The sequence below is a fragment of the Streptomyces sp. NPDC045967 genome, assembly GCF_056430495.1.
In genome coordinates, this window is record NZ_JBWKLE010000006.1 from 37,196 (window position 1) to 51,393 (window position 14,198).

Genomic DNA, 14,198 nt, shown 5'->3' on the forward strand with positions numbered 1-14,198 from the left:
CCGGCGGCGGGCGGCGTGCTCCGCGAACAGCCCCCCGCCCGGGCCCCGGAAGGGGATACTCGGACGCGTGGAACTGCACATCGATCACCGCTGGCTGCTGGAGCGGCAGGAGTCACTGTTCAAGGACGTGGCGGTGGCCGACCACTCCGCGCTGGTCGCCGCCGTCGCCCGGCACCGGGTCAACACGCCGAGCCTGGACGTGGACGACCCCGACGCGTACTGGCGCGCGGCCGCCCTGCTGGAGGCGATCGTCCTGCTGCGCCCGCTCCCCGACTCGCACGAGTTCTTCGGCTACGGGGTGGCCGTGGCCTACATCGAGGCCTCCGGCGAAGCGGTGGACGCCCCGTACGAGATGTGGCGCGACCTCATCGCCGACATCCGCACGTTCCGCGCGACCGTCTTCGACGTGGCCGCACGGCTGCGTTCCTGGCAGCCCGTGTAGGGCACGCCGTCAGCGCCTGCGCTGGGCGGGCGTTCCCATCAGGAGGGCGTCGGAGACGAGGCGGGCGCCGCGTGCGAGGCGCCCCAGCTGCTCGAGCTCGACGGCGTACATCCGGATCGTGTTCTCGATGGCGGCCTCGCCCAGGCCCAGCATCGGCAACTCGGCCCGGCTGGTCTGCAGGGCCACCCGTACCGCGCGCATCTCGTGCTGGAGCTGGAGCTGGACGTGCCGGGCCAGCAGGGCGTGGTGGCGGGTCAGGGTCAGGTAGCTGCCGTAGCGGGCCGGGAGGAGGTCCCGCAGCCAGCGTGTGGCGGAGCGTTCCCAGTCGTGGGAACCGGGCGCCTTGACCTGCAGGGGCCAGTCCGGGCTGCGGGTGATGGTGGCCGTCAGGGGCATTCTCGTCACTTCCGAGGGGTGTCGAACTCTGATCGAGACGTGGCTGGGGGCGGCCTCGGTCCAGGGGTTGACCGAGGCCGCCGGGGCGCTCTGCGGGATCCGAAGGCCTGGACTCGACGCGCACCGCGACGTGAGGAGGTCGTCGCGGCGCGCGTGCGTTCAGGAGGGGGTCCTCCTCCTTGGCATCTGGTGGATCCGGAGCGCCGCCGTCAGTAAACATATATACCGTCGAGTAGGCAAGAGTATGAAAAATTTCATGCACGGTGAAAACTGAATACCGCCCCGGCCGGACAACGTGCGAAACCGCTCTGACCAGGGCTTACAGGAAGAATCCGTGCTGGTCGGCCACGTGCTCGTAATCCTCGAGGCGTGCCTGGGTGCGCTCCGGATCGGCGTCCGCCATCGCCTGGAGCAGCGCGGCGGAGAGCATGCCGGGGGCCGCGTAGGAGTCGAACACCAGCCGCGAGCCGGTTCCCGCCTTCAGCGTCACGTCCGCCTCGTCCACCAGCGGCCCGAGCGTCGGATCCGTGATCAGGACGACACGCAGCCCCGTACTGCGGGCGGCCCGGACGGCGGCCAGGGTCTCCTTCGCGTGCCGGGGCATGGCGAAGGCCAGGACCCACGTCCCGCCCGCCGCCTTGGACTGCAGCAGCGCGTCGTAGGCCACGCTGCCGCCGCGGGTCACCAGGCGCACGTCGGGGTGGATGCGCCGGGCGGCGTAGGCGAAATACTCGGCCAGCGAGACCGAGATGCGCAGCCCGAGCACGGTCAGCGGCACCGAACCGGCCAGCTCGCGGCCGATGTCCAGCACCTGGTTGGTGTCCGCGAGCAGGCGGCGCACGTTCTCCAGGTTCTCGATCTCGGCGTCCACGGCGGCCTGCAGCTCGTTGCGGCGGATCTCCTCGCGGGTGTCCGGGGCGCCGGCGACCGCGCTGAGGGCGATGGGCTGGAGCACGTCGCGCAGGGCGGGGTAGCCGCTGAATCCGAGCGAGGAGGCGAACCGGGTCACGGAGGGCTGGCTGACGCCGACCCGCTCCGCGAGTTCGGTGATCGACAGGAAGGCGGCCTCGGTGAGGTGGTCGATCAGGTACTGGGCGATCCGGCGCTGGCCCGGGGAGAGCCGGCGGCCGTCGAAGAGCGCGAGGAGCCGGTCGGCAGGGGGGCGGAACTCCTCCGACGACGACTGCCCGCTCGGCTTGATCGCCGCCGCCTGAGCGCGCGCCTGCTGCCCCGATGACACCGGAAGGGCCTCCTTGACTCTGTCACTCACGCTCAAACATAGCTCACGCCCCGTGGCCGACGAAGATCCGTCCACGGGGCGGGCACCGCACGCGGCGGGACCCGCACACACCGGTGTGCGGGTCCCGTCCGGGCCGCGCGGTTCACCGCGCGGCGGGGTTCTCCCAGCGGTAGAACTCGTGGGCCATCGCGTCCTTCGGACTGCGCCAGGTGTCCGGGTTGTGCGGGCTGATGTAGGCGGTCAGGCTCGCGCTGAGCTGCCGGAACTCCGGGTGGTCGGTGACCTGGGCGATGGCGGGGCCAGGTGGCCGGTCCGCCTCGATCAGGTGCATGTACACATCGCCGAACTGGAACAGGCTGCGGCGCGTGACCCCGACCAGGTGAGGCAGTTCGCCCGCGTCCGAGCCGGCGAACAACTCGGCGATGTCCGGGGCCGATCCCGGCGCCATGCGGGCGACGATGAGAGCGCGGTGCGTCTGGTTCATTGCGGGTCCTCCACCCTTCGCTTCAGACCCGGCTGACGGCGGGCGTGCGGTTGTCGCGCTCGCGCTGCTCGATCTTGTCCCGGATGAGCGCCATCTGGATCGGGGAGTTGCGGTTGATGTTGTCGGTCATCCACGCGTCGTCGACCGGCGCGTCCGGCTTCATCGCGAAGTCCTGGGTCCACTTCATCCGCGTGCCGCCCGGCACCGGGAAGTACTGCCAGTGGATGTCCATGTGCTGGAACGGGCCGGTCTCCACGCGCCGGGCGCGGACGGTGAGGTTGTCGCGGTCCACGGTCCGCTCCGAGACCCAGCTCCACACCGTGCCGTTCTCGTCGGGGTGCATGGTCAGGCGGAAGCGGGTGGTGGCGCCCTTCTGCTCCAGGATCTCCAGCGAGGCGTACTCGCTGAAGAGCTGGGGCCAGTTGGGGAGGTCGTTGGTCATCTCCCACACCACGTCCACGGGTGCGTTGACGGTGATCTCGTTCTCGGTGTGTCCGGGCATGTCAGGCTCCTGTCATCAGGTGGTTGTTCACGAGGTCGACGAACTCGCCGGGGGTCTTGCAGCGGTCGGCGTCGGGGGGCAGCGCCCGCCCGCGCCGGTTCTCCAGCTCACCGACGATGCCGAGCAGGCCCAGCGAGTCCAGGCCGTACTCGTCGAACGCGGAGTCCGGGCGGCTCGCCAGCTCGGCGGGGTCGACGGTGACGCCGGCGGTCTTCATCAGGGCCGCCAGCTCCTCCAGGGTCAGTCGGTCGGACATGGTGGTTCTCTCTTCCTACGGGGGCCCGCGCGGCTCGCGCCGGAAGCCGGCCCGGTGTGGACCGCGCCGCCGTCAGGGGGACTTCGCGCCCTTGCGCAGGACGAGCGCGGAGTTCGAGCCCATCCGGCCGCGACTCAGCACCAGGGCGGTGCGCAGGTCCGCGGACCGGGCGCTGCCGGTCACCACGTCCAGGTCGTGGCACACGTCGAAGACGTTCGGTGTCGGTGGGACGATGCCGTGCTCCAGGGCCAGCACCGCGGCGGCGGTGTCGAGGGCGGGCGCCGCGCAGTACGCCCGGCCCGTACCGGTCTTCGGTGCCGTGACCGGCACCCGGCGCCCGTGGCCGCCGAGGGCGGCCGCGATCGCCGCCGCCTCGGCCGCGTCGGCCTGCGGCGTGCCGAGTGCGTCGGCGAAGACCACGTCGATCTCCTCCGGTGCGCAGCCGGCCTCCCGCAGGGCGCCCCGGATCGCGTGGGCGAGGCCCTCGCCGGCCTCGTCCGGCCGCCGGGTGCCGCTGAACGTGGCGGCGTGGCCCGCGAGTTCGGCGCGCACCGTGGCTCCCCGGCCGAGGGCGGCGGTCTCGTCCTCCACGAGGAACATCGCGCCGCCCTCCGCGGGCACGTATCCGCACGCCTTGGCGGTGAAGGGCCGGTAGGCGCGTTCGGGGTCCTCGGCGGTGCTCAGCCCCTCGTACTGCAGCTGGCAGACGATGGAGTACGGCGCGAGGGGCGCCTCCGTCGCCCCGACGAGCATCGCCCGGCTGCCCTGGCGGACGGCCCGTGCGGCGTGCGCGAAGGCGTCGAGACCGCCCGCCTCGTCGCTGGCGACGACCCCGCACGGCCCCTTGAGGCCGCGGCGGATGGAGATCTGGCCGGTGCTCGCGGCGTAGAACCAGGCGATCGACTGGTAGGGGCCGACGTAGCGGGGGCCCTGGTCCCACAGCCGCTGCAGTTCACGCTGGCCGAACTCGCCGCCGCCGGACCCGGCGGCCGTGACCACCCCGACCGAGAAGGGGTCGGCCTCGTAGTCGGCCCGGCCGAGCCGGGCGTCCGCCAGGGCGAGGTCGGCCGCGGCGAGCGCGTGGTGGGTGAACCGGTCGGTCTGGACGAGGAAGCGCTCCTCGACCATCGCGGCGGGGTCGAAGCCCCGCACCTCTCCGGCGACGCGCAGCGGGAGGTGCTCGCAGCCCGCCCGGGTGACGCGGTCCAGCACACTGAATCCGGCATGGGTGGCCTTCCAGAAGTCGTCGGCGCCGATCCCGTTCGGCGCGACGACCCCGATGCCCGTGATGACCGTACGGCGGGTCACGAGACCTCCTCCTTGGGCCGGGTCATGACCACGGCGGACTGGAACCCGCCGAAACCGCTGCCGACCGAGAGCACGCTGCGCAGCGTGCGGCTGCGGGCGGTGCGGGGTACGTAGTCCAGGTCGCACTCGGGGTCCGGCGTCTCGTAGTTCGCCGTGGGCGGTACGACCTGATGGGTCATGGCGAGCACGCAGGCCGCCAGTTCGATCGCCCCGATGGCGCCGAGGGAGTGGCCGACCATCGACTTGATGGAGGTCATCGGCGTCTTGTAGGCGTGCCGGCCCAGGACCTGCTTGACGGCCGCCGTCTCGTGGCGGTCGTTCTGCTTGGTGCCGGATCCGTGCGCGTTGACGTAGTCGACGTCCTCGGCGGCGATCCCGGCCTGGTCCAGGGCGGTGCGGATGGCCCGCGCCATCTCCAGGCCCTCGGCGGTCAGTCCGGTCATGTGGTGGGCGTTGCCGAAGGTGGCGTAGCCGCCGATCTCGCAGTAGACGCGCGCCCCGCGGGCGCGGGCGTGTTCCAGTTCCTCGAGCACGAGGACGGCGCCGCCCTCGCCGAGGACGAACCCGTCCCGGTCGGCGTCGAAGGGCCGCGAGGCGTGGGCCGGGTCGTCGTTGTTGGGCGAGGTCGCCTTGATCGCGTCGAAGCAGGCCACGGTGATCGGCGATATGGGTGAGTCCGAGGCCCCGGCGATGCACACGTCCATCCGCCCCTCGGCGATGGAGTGGACGGCGTAGCCGACGGCGTCGAGTCCGGACGTGCAGCCGGTGGACACGGTCTGCACCGGCCCGCGCGCACCCGTCTGCTCCGCGACGGCGGAGGCGAGGGTGGCGGGGGTGAACGCCCGGTGCAGATGGGGTCCGGCGAGCTTGTGGTCCACGTCCCACCAGGCGCCCGACTGGCTCACGGCGACGTAGTCGTGCTCCAGACGGGTGGTCCCGCCGACGGCGGTCCCCAGGGAGACGCCGGTGCGCCAGGCCTCGTCGGTGGTGAGGTCCAGCCCCGAGTCGAGCAGCGCCTCGCGGGCGGCGACCAGGGCGAACTGGATGTACCGGTCCGCCCGGGCCGTCTCCTCCGCGTCGAGGCCGTGCTCGGCGGGGTCGAAGTCGACCTCGGCGGCTATCCGGGAGCGGAAGCCGGCCGGGTCGAAGAGGGTGATGCCGCGGGTCGCCGTGCGGCCGTTGGCGAGCAGGTCCCAGAAGGCCGAGACACCGATCCCGCCTGGCGCGACGACGCCGACCCCGGTGACCGCCACCCGGCGGCGCGTCACGAGACCGCTCCCGTGCGGTCCGGGGGCTGCTCCCACGCGGTGCCCTCCGGGTTCGGGGCCGCCTCGGTGTCCACGTGGCCCAGCTCGGGGCGCGGGGCGAGGGGCCCCAGGTGGAAGACCATGCGGGCCTCGGTGTCCCCGACGTTGCGGAACCGGTGGCGCACGTTGAGCGGGACGAGCAGGCCCTGGTCGGTGCGCAGCGGGTGGGCCTCGCCGTCGAGGTCGACCTCCAGCCGGCCGGCGACGACGTAGACGAACTCCTCGGAGTACGGGTGGTAGTGCTCGGCGATGGACTCACCCGGGGCCATGACGGCCAGGCCCATGAAGCCGCTGGTGGAGCCCACCGAGGTCGGGGTGAGCACGGCCCTCAGGTCGCCGCCGCGCCGGCGGTTCGGCGGCGTCTCGCTGAGGTCGACGATGCGTGGACGCTGTCTGGTCATAGCGGGTTCTCCCTGGCGTGTGGGAAGCCTGGACGGGCTGGGGGTCGGGGTCCGGGGGTCAGGACTGCGCGGGCGCCCGGCGGTCGGTGATCAGGTTCATCGTGTGGCGGGCGGCGCCGGTCCGCCCGGCGGGAGCGGCCGTCAGCCGGTCCAGTACGGCGGCCTTGCGCGGGCCGCGCACCCCGAGGACGCTGTCGGGCTCGGCGTCGAGCGGGCCGCGCACGTCGACGAGGCGGACGACCATGTCGTCGCGCTGGAAGATGCTGCTGCTCCGAACGGGGCTCTCCGGACGGTGCGCGGCCTCCTCGTCCTGGCGGGAGAGGAAGCGGGCCAGTGCTTCGCCGCAGCCGGGCTTGGCCGGGTAGAAGAGCGCGTGGCGGGTGACGTCCTCGTGCTCCGGGTCCCCCGCGGCGACGTGGTGCACGGCGGGGAGCGCGGCCCGCATGAAGAACATGCGGGCCGATTCGTGGTCGTTGAGGTCCCGGTCCTGCTCCAGGTACGGGTTGATGGCCTCTTCCACGGCCCGCACCTCCGGCTGCTCCGACACGTGCCGCAGGGCCGCCATCAGGTCGCCCCGGACCTCCACCGTCCGGACCACCCGGTTGCCGTGCATGAAGAGCGAGGTGCGGCAGAGCCGCGTGTGGTCGTCCACCCGGGCGGCCGGGGAGGCGTAGCTGGAGAGGATGGCCGCGACCTCCTTCTCGCTGCCCGGCTTGACGGTGAAGGTCAGGGCGTGGCGGACGATGCCGGCGCCGAGCCGGGGCACGGGCTGCAGCTTGACCCTGGACGGCCGGGTCGCCTGGTCGTAGCTGCGGCCGGTCTCGCGCAGGACGGTGAACTTCAGCGGGCGCATGACACGGGCGCACGCGCCCAGCGGCTTGACCTGTTCGGCGTGGTGCTCGCTGTTGACCCAGGCGAGGTACTGCGGCGCGCTCTCCCACTCGCTGGTGATGAGCCACTGGGAGGGGTTCTCGAAGGACTGGCACAGCTGGTCGCTGATGTGGCCCGGAACCGACGCGATGTCGTGGCGGAGCTGCTCGTACGCCTCGAAGAACCGCTGCTGGGTCCCCTCGTGGAGGTCCATCAGCAGGACGACCCGGAGCATGGAGCCGTCGAAGGCTGACTGCGACACCCGTTCGGACAGGGTGGTTGTCATCTACTCACTCCTTCATGAGGGGGTGGAGATCCATCGCGTACGGACCCCTCGTCCGTCACCGGTGGCGTCCGCCCGGGCCGGTGGCCGTCCGTCCCGGTGGGGGACGGCGGGCCGGCGCATCTCAGGGGGAGCCGCTGTCGCTCATCGTCATCCGGGTGGGGACGTACCGCTACATGTCCGGATCAAGCGGGTGACAACCGGCGAATCAACCGGACCCAATCGACGATCGGGGGCATAAAGACTCCACTCCCCCACACAGAAAACAGGAGCCCGCAGCTGATGGAAGACAACGCCGATGTTCGCGTACCGGTTCTCGTCGTGGGCGGCTCCCTCGTGGGCCTGTCCACCTCGCTTTTCCTGAGCCGTCACGGAGTGAGGCACCTGCTGGTCGAGAAGCACTCCGGTACCTCCCCGCACCCGCGTGGCCGCGGGATCAACGCCCGGACCATGGAGCTCTTCCGCACGGCGGGGGCTGAGCACGCGATCCGCCGGGCGGCGTCCGCGCTGGAGGGCGTCCAGGGCATTCTGCAAGCCCGGTCGCTGACCGGCGGCGACCACAACTGGCTGATCAAGTCGGTCGACCCGTCGGGGGCGCTGCGCAAGTTCAGCCCGACCGGGTGGTGCCTGTGCAGCCAGAACAACATCGAGCCGGTGCTGGCCGCGCAGAGCCGGGCGCAGGGGGCCGACATCCGGTTCTCCACCGAGCTGATGAACTTCGACCAGGACGGGACGGGAGTGACCGCCCTGGTCAAGAACCGCGAAACCGGTGAGCACACCACCGTGCGGGCCGATTTCCTGATCGCGGCCGACGGGCCGCGCAGCCCCGTACGGGAGCAGCTGGCGATCCCCCAGACGGGTAACGGCGAGCTGTTCCACAACGTCAGCGTCACCTTCCGCTCGGAGCGGCTGATCGAGGTGCTGGGCGACCTGCGCTTCATCGTCTGCTACCTGATGCGCCCGGGCGCGGACGGGGCGCTGCTCCCGGTGGACAACGACACGCAGTGGGTCTTCCACGCGCCCTGGCACCCGGACCGGGGGGAGACCCTGGAGGACTTCACCGATGAGCGGTGCGTGGAGCAGATCCGCAACGCCATCGGCGTGCCCGACCTGGACGTGGAGATCGGCGGCAAGGCGCCCTGGCACGCCGCCGAACGGGTGGCGGAGCGGTACTCGGTCGGCCGGGTGTTCCTGGCCGGCGACGCGGCCCACGAGATGTCACCGACCGGGGCCTTCGGCTCCAACACCGGTATCCAGGACGCGCACAACCTGGCCTGGAAGATCGCCGCGGTGCTGGACGGCTCGGCGGACATCGACCTCCTGGACAGCTACGAGGCCGAGCGGCTGCCGGTGGCCAGGGCCACCAGCGAGCGCGCGTCCGCCCGTTCGGCCGAGCACAGCCACCCGGGTTACGCACCGCCCCCCACGATGGGCGGCGGACCGGGCAGCGGGATCCTGCCCACGGCGATGGGCTACTGCTACCCGCGCGGCGCGGTCGTCGGCGGCGATCCGGGGCGGCCGGTCATCCCCGAGGCGTTGCGCCTGATGGGTGACACCGGCACCCGGGCCCCGCACATGTGGCTGCTGCGGGCCGGTGAGCGGATCTCCTCCCTCGACCTCTACGAGCGCTCGTTCGTCCTGCTCAGCGGGGCGGGGACACCGTGGCGCCGGGCGGCCGAACACATGGCCCGGGAGCTTCCCGGGATCCGGCTCGACGCCTACGCGATCGGCTCGGGGCCGGACGCCGACCTGCTCCAGGAGACCGGCGCCGACTGGGCCGAGGTGCACGGGATGGGCGCCGACGGCGCCGTCCTCGTCCGCCCGGACGGGTTCGTGGCCTGGCGTTCGGAGGGCGCCGTCGCGGATCCCGCGGCGACGCTGCTCGAGGTCCTCACGAAGGTGCTGCGGCGGAGGTGACCGACTCGCTCCCCTGTCCGCCGGTCCCGCGCCCGGCCGGCGGACGGGGTTCAGCCGCAGGCCCAGCAGCCCGCCCAGCACCCGGCGTCCGAGCGGACGGTGCGCCGCCGGCCGGATCCGTGCCCGGCGTCCCGTCCCGCGCACCGCGCCGCCTCGGCGAGGGCCCCGGTCCGGCCCGCGTAGCAGGCGACCACGACGGCGACGGCCGCCAGTTCCTCGGGGCCGGCCCGGCCCCTCTCGACACGCAGCAGGCTCGTTATGGAGACGTCGTTCGGCATCGGCACGGCCTCTCGTACGGGTGCTGTGCGCACGCTCCGCGACGGCCTGTCGGACGGGCCGTCCCGGCTCCGGCGCGGGCGGTGTCCGCGGGGTCCGGCGCGCCGCGCGCACGGGGCGCGCGTCGTCCGCGCACCGGGCGTCCCGCGCGGGTGCGCACCGGTCGGCGGACTCCTGTCGGATCACCGGGACTCCTGACGCGACCGACGCTACAAGTGCACGGCGGACCCGGCACGTCGGGCACCGGCGCGAGCCGCAGGGGCGCGGGCGCGGCGGCGCGGACGGTCCGCCTGTGACCGGCCACGACGCCCTGCTCTGCCGGGGCTGCGCCGGGCGGTTGTACGCCGTCTGCACGACCGACGCCGGCCCGGGCCGCAAGAGCCGCGGCGCGGCCGTCGGCGACTGGGAGGTCGACCACGAGATGCCGGTGCTGTGCCCGCTGTCCGGGCTGCTGCCGCTCACCGGGACGGCCTCGGCCGTCCATGACCTGCCGGGTGCGCGCGAGGTCCTCGGCCCGCCCGGCTGAGCCGCGCGCGCTGGGCCGTTCGGGTCGGTTCCCGTCGGCGCCGCCTCCGCGGCCTCCTCGGTCCTGTCATCGAAGTCCCGCCCGGCCCGCGACGCCCGGCACCGCACCTCGCCGCATTGTCGGGGCGCCCGAGTACACGGGCGCCCCTCCGCCGTGCGACGCACGGCACCGGACGCCGCGGGCCTGACCGGCGCCACTTCGACACCAGGACCTCCGCCGCGCCGACGCGTTCGAGGAATGAACTCAGCGGCCCCCGGGGCCCTTTCGCGGTGCGATGTCTTGACGCCCTCGGCGGCGCGGAGCACAGTGTCGGTCGGCGCCGTCTTGAGAGCGCTCTCAAACGGACGCCGTCCGCACCGCGACCTCCGCCCGGCTCCCCCCGGGCGTCCCCCGCGACGCGCCTCACGGCGCTCCAGAGAGGGCACTCATGCGTCAGCACACATCCGGCAGGAAACCGGCCGCCGTCCGGCGGGCCCTCCTGGCCGCGCTCGGTACGGTCGCGCTGGTCGCGGCCGCGTCGGTGGCGGTCGTCGTACCCGCCGGCGCCACGGCACCGCCCACCCCGGCGGGCTGGTCCCGCGTCTTCCTGGACGAGTTCGACGGACCCGCCGGCTCCGGTGTGAACACCGCCGACTGGCAGTACACCACCGGCACCGGCTATCCCGGCGGGCCCGACCGGTTCGGCACCGGCGAGATCGAGACGATGACCGCCGACCCCGCCAACGTGTCCCTCGACGGCGCCGGCAACCTGCGCATCACCCCGCGGCGGGACGCGGCCGGCAACTGGACCTCCGGGCGGGTGGAAACCCGGCGCTCGGACTTCCAGCCGCCCGCGGGCGGGGTCATGCGCGCGGAGGCCCGCATCCAAATGCCGAACGTGACGGGCCCCGCCGCCAAGGGGTACTGGCCGGCGTTCTGGATGCTCGGCGCTCCGTACCGGGGCAACTGGTGGAACTGGCCCGGCGTCGGCGAGCTCGACATCCTGGAGAACGTGCAGGGCATCAACCAGGTCTGGGCGACCATGCACTGCGGCACCAGCCCGGGCGGCCCCTGCAACGAGAAGTCCGGCATCGGCGGGCAGCGCGTCTGCCCCGGCACCAGCTGCCAGGGTGGCTTCCACACCTACGCCGTGGAATGGGACCGGTCGACCGCGGTCGAGCAGATGCGCTTCTCCGTCGACGGCATCGGCTTCCACACCGTGCGCGCCGACCAGGTGGACGCCGCGACCTGGGCCAACGCCACGAACCACGGCTACTTCATCATCCTGAACGTCGCGATGGGCGGCGAGTTCCCGGCGGCCTTCGGCGGCGGCCCCGACGCGGCGACCGAGCCGGGCCACCCCATGGTCGTGGACTACGTGTCCGTCCTGCGCTCGACCGGCGGCACGACCCCGCCCACCACGCCGCCGACCACACCTCCCACGACTCCCCCGACCACCCCGCCGGCCGGGGGTCGCGACGCCTACGCGCCGCTCCAGGCCGAGTCGTACGACGCCCAGGCCGGCACGGTGAAGGAGACCACCGCGGACATCGGCGGCGGCCAGGACCTCACGGCTCTCGGCAACGGTGACTGGGCCGTGTACAAGGGCGTCGACTTCGGCACGGCGGCGGCGCGGCAGTTCCGCGGGCGCGTCGCCTCCGGTGCGGCCGGAGGTGTCAGCGGCCTCGTCGAAGTACGGCTCGACAGCCGGACCGCCGCGCCGGTCGGCAGCTTCTCCGTGGCGAACACCGGCGGCTGGCAGAGCTGGCGGACGGTGCCGGCGAACATCAGCGCGGTCACGGGCACCCACGACGTGTACCTGACCTTCACCAGCGGCCAGAGCGCCGACTTCGTGAACCTCAACTGGTTCGAATTCGCCCACTGACCGGCCCGGGCCGAGGAGAGCGCCCACGGCCGGCGCGTTCCCTCGGCGGATCATCGGGGGCGTCGGGCAGCAGAACGTCAGGAGGCCGAACGACGCCGGCGCCTGAAGCAAACCGTCACCGGTCTCGGCACCGGCTGACGACCACCCGTGCGGCCGGCGTGCCGAAGGGCCCGCCGGCCGCACGGGTTACCCTGCTGCACGGGCGACGCCATCGCCCGACGTCAAGCAGGAGGAGTGCCCGTGCCGGAGGAGCGACCCGGGGGCCGCCCCACCCTGGAGGCGGTCGCGGCGCGCGCGGGGGTGTCCCGGGCCACCGCGTCCCGCGTCGTCAACGGCGGCGACGGCGTCCGCGCCCACCTGGTGGAGAAGGTGCGCGTGGCCATCCGGGACCTGGGCTACGTGCCCAACCCCGCGGCCCGGGCCCTGGTCACCCGGCGGACCGGAGCGGTGGCGGTGATCATCCCGGAGCCGGAGATCCGGATATTCTCCGACCCCTTCTTCTCCCGCCAGGTGCGCGGCATCAGCCGGGAACTCACCGCGCACGACACCCAGTTGGTGCTGCTGCTGGTGGAGGACCGCGCCGACTACGACCGCATCGAGCGCTATCTGGCGGGCGGCCACGTCGACGGAGCGCTCGCGTTCTCGCTGCACACCGACGATCCGCTGCCCGCGATCGTCCGGCGCATCGGCATGCCCACGGTCTACGGCGGCCGGCCGGGCTGGACCGCCGGGCCCGGGGAACCCGCCGGAGCCGACGGCGCGGTGGCGTACGTCGATGCCGACAACCGGGAAGGGGCACGCCAGGCCGTACGGTACCTGCTGTCCCTGGGCCGGGAACGGATCGCGCACATCGCCGGCCCGCTCGACCAGACCTCGGCGGTGGACCGTCTGAGCGGCTACCGAGACGTGCTACCGGGTGCCGGCGCGGAGCTCGTCGCGGAGGGGGACTTCACGGTGGCGGGCGGCGCTCGGGCGATGGCCGAGCTGCTGGACCGCCGGGCCGGCGTCGACGCCGTGTTCGCGGCCAACGACCTGATGGCGACGGGCGCGCTGCGGACGCTGCGCGAGCGCGGCCGCACGGTGCCGGGCGACGTGTCGGTGGTCGGTTTCGACGACGCCGAGCTCGTGGCGGCGAGCGCCGAGCCGCCGCTGACGACCGTACGTCAGGACATCGAGGGGATGGGGCGCCTGATGGCGGGGCTGCTCCTGGAGACGCTGGGTGCCGGGGGCCGCGGCGAGCGGAGCACGCCCCGCCCGGTGATCACGTCCACCGAGCTGGTCCGCCGCGCGTCGGCCTGAGCCTCGCGCGGGCCCTGCTCGGCGGGTGCCGGGTCCGCCGTGCGGCGGCCCGGCACCCGTTCGACGGCCCGTCAGCGTCCCGGGCACTGCTTCCAGGTGAAGTGGTACACGCTGTTGATGCTGCCGTCCGTGGAGTCGAGGGCCATGAAGCTGGTCCGCGCCGGGTCGGAGGTGCCGACTTCGGCGCGCAGTTCAGTGTTGATGTTGAAGTTGCGCTTCTCGCCGCAGGGGGCGAAGACCAGCGCCTCGATGCCCGTGGTGTCGGTGGCCTGCCAGTTGTCGTCCCACGCGCCGTTGAACCGGTGGGTGCGCTGGACGGTCTGGCTCATGCCCTGGAAGTAGTAGCTCGCCTTCTGGGTGCCGACGGCGCCCGGTTGGAGGCTGCCGAAGCCGCGGTAGTCGACCTGGGCCACGGCGTAGGTGTAGCCCTGCGGAACGTGGACGACGAGGGAGAGCAGACAGTTCTTGCGGCCCTCGACGGCGGGGACGCCGCCGCCGGCCTGGGCCACGTACTCGCTGTAGGTGACGGTGAACGCCGAGTTGTCCGGCGCCACGGCGACGGTTGCGCTGCCTGGGCGGCAGCCCGTCCCGTTGACGGTGGCGACATCGACGGACACCTGGTCGATGGGCGCGGAGGCGGGGCCCCCGGCCGCGGCCGAGGGGCTGAGCGTGACGAGAGCTGCGGTCACGGCTGCTGCGGTGAATCCGGTACGGAGCGACTTGATCACATCGACATGGATAGCCCTCGGCGGCGGTCGCGGACGGCCGACGGGTGCACGGTCTCACCTTGCCGGCCGCAGCGGTTCACCGCAGAAACGGTTCTTCGG

16 protein-coding genes are annotated in these 14,198 nt (G+C 73.0%); 5 read left to right on the plus strand and 11 right to left on the minus strand.

From position 1 onward, the window contains the following. The first annotated feature begins 67 nt into the window (after positions 1-67). Positions 68-442 (plus strand): toxin Doc, encoded by a 375-nt coding sequence (locus AC07FY_RS14855; protein ID WP_479005569.1) that lies wholly within the window; start codon positions 68-70, stop codon positions 440-442. Between the two features lie 9 nt (positions 443-451). Here the strand turns inward: AC07FY_RS14855 and AC07FY_RS14860 are convergent, their stop codons facing one another. The 9 genes from AC07FY_RS14860 to AC07FY_RS14900 all read right to left on the minus strand — a co-directional run bounded on the left by AC07FY_RS14860 (position 452) and on the right by AC07FY_RS14900 (position 7,492). Beyond that, complete coding sequence (locus AC07FY_RS14860; RefSeq protein ID WP_479006321.1) at positions 452-838, minus strand: hypothetical protein; 387 nt, start codon at positions 836-838, stop codon at positions 452-454. Between the two features lie 319 nt (positions 839-1,157). Then, on the minus strand, positions 1,158-2,078 hold the full coding sequence (locus tag AC07FY_RS14865; protein WP_479006323.1) for a MurR/RpiR family transcriptional regulator: 921 nt from the start codon (positions 2,076-2,078) through the stop codon (positions 1,158-1,160). Positions 2,079-2,220: 142 nt separating this feature from the next. Further along, positions 2,221-2,562, minus strand: a complete 342-nt coding sequence (locus AC07FY_RS14870; protein ID WP_479005571.1) for a TcmI family type II polyketide cyclase — start codon at positions 2,560-2,562, stop codon at positions 2,221-2,223. A 22-nt stretch (positions 2,563-2,584) separates the two neighbouring features. Then, positions 2,585-3,064 (minus strand): SRPBCC family protein, encoded by a 480-nt coding sequence (locus AC07FY_RS14875; RefSeq protein ID WP_479005574.1) that lies wholly within the window; start codon positions 3,062-3,064, stop codon positions 2,585-2,587. A 1-nt stretch (position 3,065) separates the two neighbouring features. Then, on the minus strand, positions 3,066-3,320 hold the full coding sequence (locus AC07FY_RS14880; RefSeq protein ID WP_479005576.1) for an acyl carrier protein: 255 nt from the start codon (positions 3,318-3,320) through the stop codon (positions 3,066-3,068). Between the two features lie 72 nt (positions 3,321-3,392). Further along, entirely contained in the window at positions 3,393-4,628 is a 1,236-nt protein-coding gene (locus AC07FY_RS14885; protein ID WP_479005579.1) for a beta-ketoacyl synthase N-terminal-like domain-containing protein, read from the minus strand. Further along, entirely contained in the window at positions 4,625-5,896 is a 1,272-nt protein-coding gene (locus AC07FY_RS14890; protein ID WP_479005581.1) for a beta-ketoacyl-[acyl-carrier-protein] synthase family protein, read from the minus strand. Before AC07FY_RS14890 ends, AC07FY_RS14885 begins: the two co-directional genes overlap by 4 nt. Further along, the gene (locus AC07FY_RS14895) at positions 5,893-6,336 is read right to left on the minus strand and encodes a cupin domain-containing protein (protein ID WP_069918768.1); all 444 of its coding nucleotides are present in this window, start codon (positions 6,334-6,336) and stop codon (positions 5,893-5,895) included. The genes AC07FY_RS14890 and AC07FY_RS14895 overlap by 4 nt, the downstream gene beginning before the upstream one ends. Before the next feature lie 58 nt (positions 6,337-6,394). Then, positions 6,395-7,492 (minus strand): SchA/CurD-like domain-containing protein, encoded by a 1,098-nt coding sequence (locus AC07FY_RS14900; protein ID WP_479005585.1) that lies wholly within the window; start codon positions 7,490-7,492, stop codon positions 6,395-6,397. Positions 7,493-7,771: 279 nt separating this feature from the next. Here AC07FY_RS14900 and AC07FY_RS14905 point away from each other — a divergent pair, with 279 nt between their 5' ends. Then, positions 7,772-9,406 (plus strand): FAD-dependent oxidoreductase, encoded by a 1,635-nt coding sequence (locus AC07FY_RS14905; RefSeq protein ID WP_479005587.1) that lies wholly within the window; start codon positions 7,772-7,774, stop codon positions 9,404-9,406. Between the two features lie 50 nt (positions 9,407-9,456). Here the strand turns inward: AC07FY_RS14905 and AC07FY_RS14910 are convergent, their stop codons facing one another. Next, entirely contained in the window at positions 9,457-9,717 is a 261-nt protein-coding gene (locus AC07FY_RS14910) for an acyl-CoA carboxylase epsilon subunit (protein WP_479005590.1), read from the minus strand. A 257-nt stretch (positions 9,718-9,974) separates the two neighbouring features. On the opposite strand from AC07FY_RS14910, the gene AC07FY_RS14915 reads away from it, so the two are divergent. The 3 genes from AC07FY_RS14915 to AC07FY_RS14925 all read left to right on the plus strand — a co-directional run bounded on the left by AC07FY_RS14915 (position 9,975) and on the right by AC07FY_RS14925 (position 13,371). Beyond that, positions 9,975-10,208 (plus strand): hypothetical protein, encoded by a 234-nt coding sequence (locus AC07FY_RS14915; protein WP_479005593.1) that lies wholly within the window; start codon positions 9,975-9,977, stop codon positions 10,206-10,208. A 427-nt stretch (positions 10,209-10,635) separates the two neighbouring features. Next, positions 10,636-12,072, plus strand: a complete 1,437-nt coding sequence (locus AC07FY_RS14920) for a glycoside hydrolase family 16 protein (protein ID WP_479005596.1) — start codon at positions 10,636-10,638, stop codon at positions 12,070-12,072. Positions 12,073-12,312: 240 nt separating this feature from the next. Then, positions 12,313-13,371 carry a LacI family DNA-binding transcriptional regulator gene (locus tag AC07FY_RS14925; RefSeq protein ID WP_479005599.1) on the plus strand — a complete coding sequence of 353 codons (1,059 nt, stop codon included), beginning with the start codon at positions 12,313-12,315 and terminating at the stop codon, positions 13,369-13,371. 71 nt (positions 13,372-13,442) lie between these two features. Here AC07FY_RS14925 and AC07FY_RS14930 read toward each other — a convergent pair whose 3' ends face one another. Beyond that, positions 13,443-14,099: a DUF4360 domain-containing protein gene (locus AC07FY_RS14930; RefSeq protein ID WP_479005602.1), complete on the minus strand. Its 657-nt coding sequence runs from the start codon at positions 14,097-14,099 to the stop codon at positions 13,443-13,445. Positions 14,100-14,198: the final 99 nt, after the last annotated feature.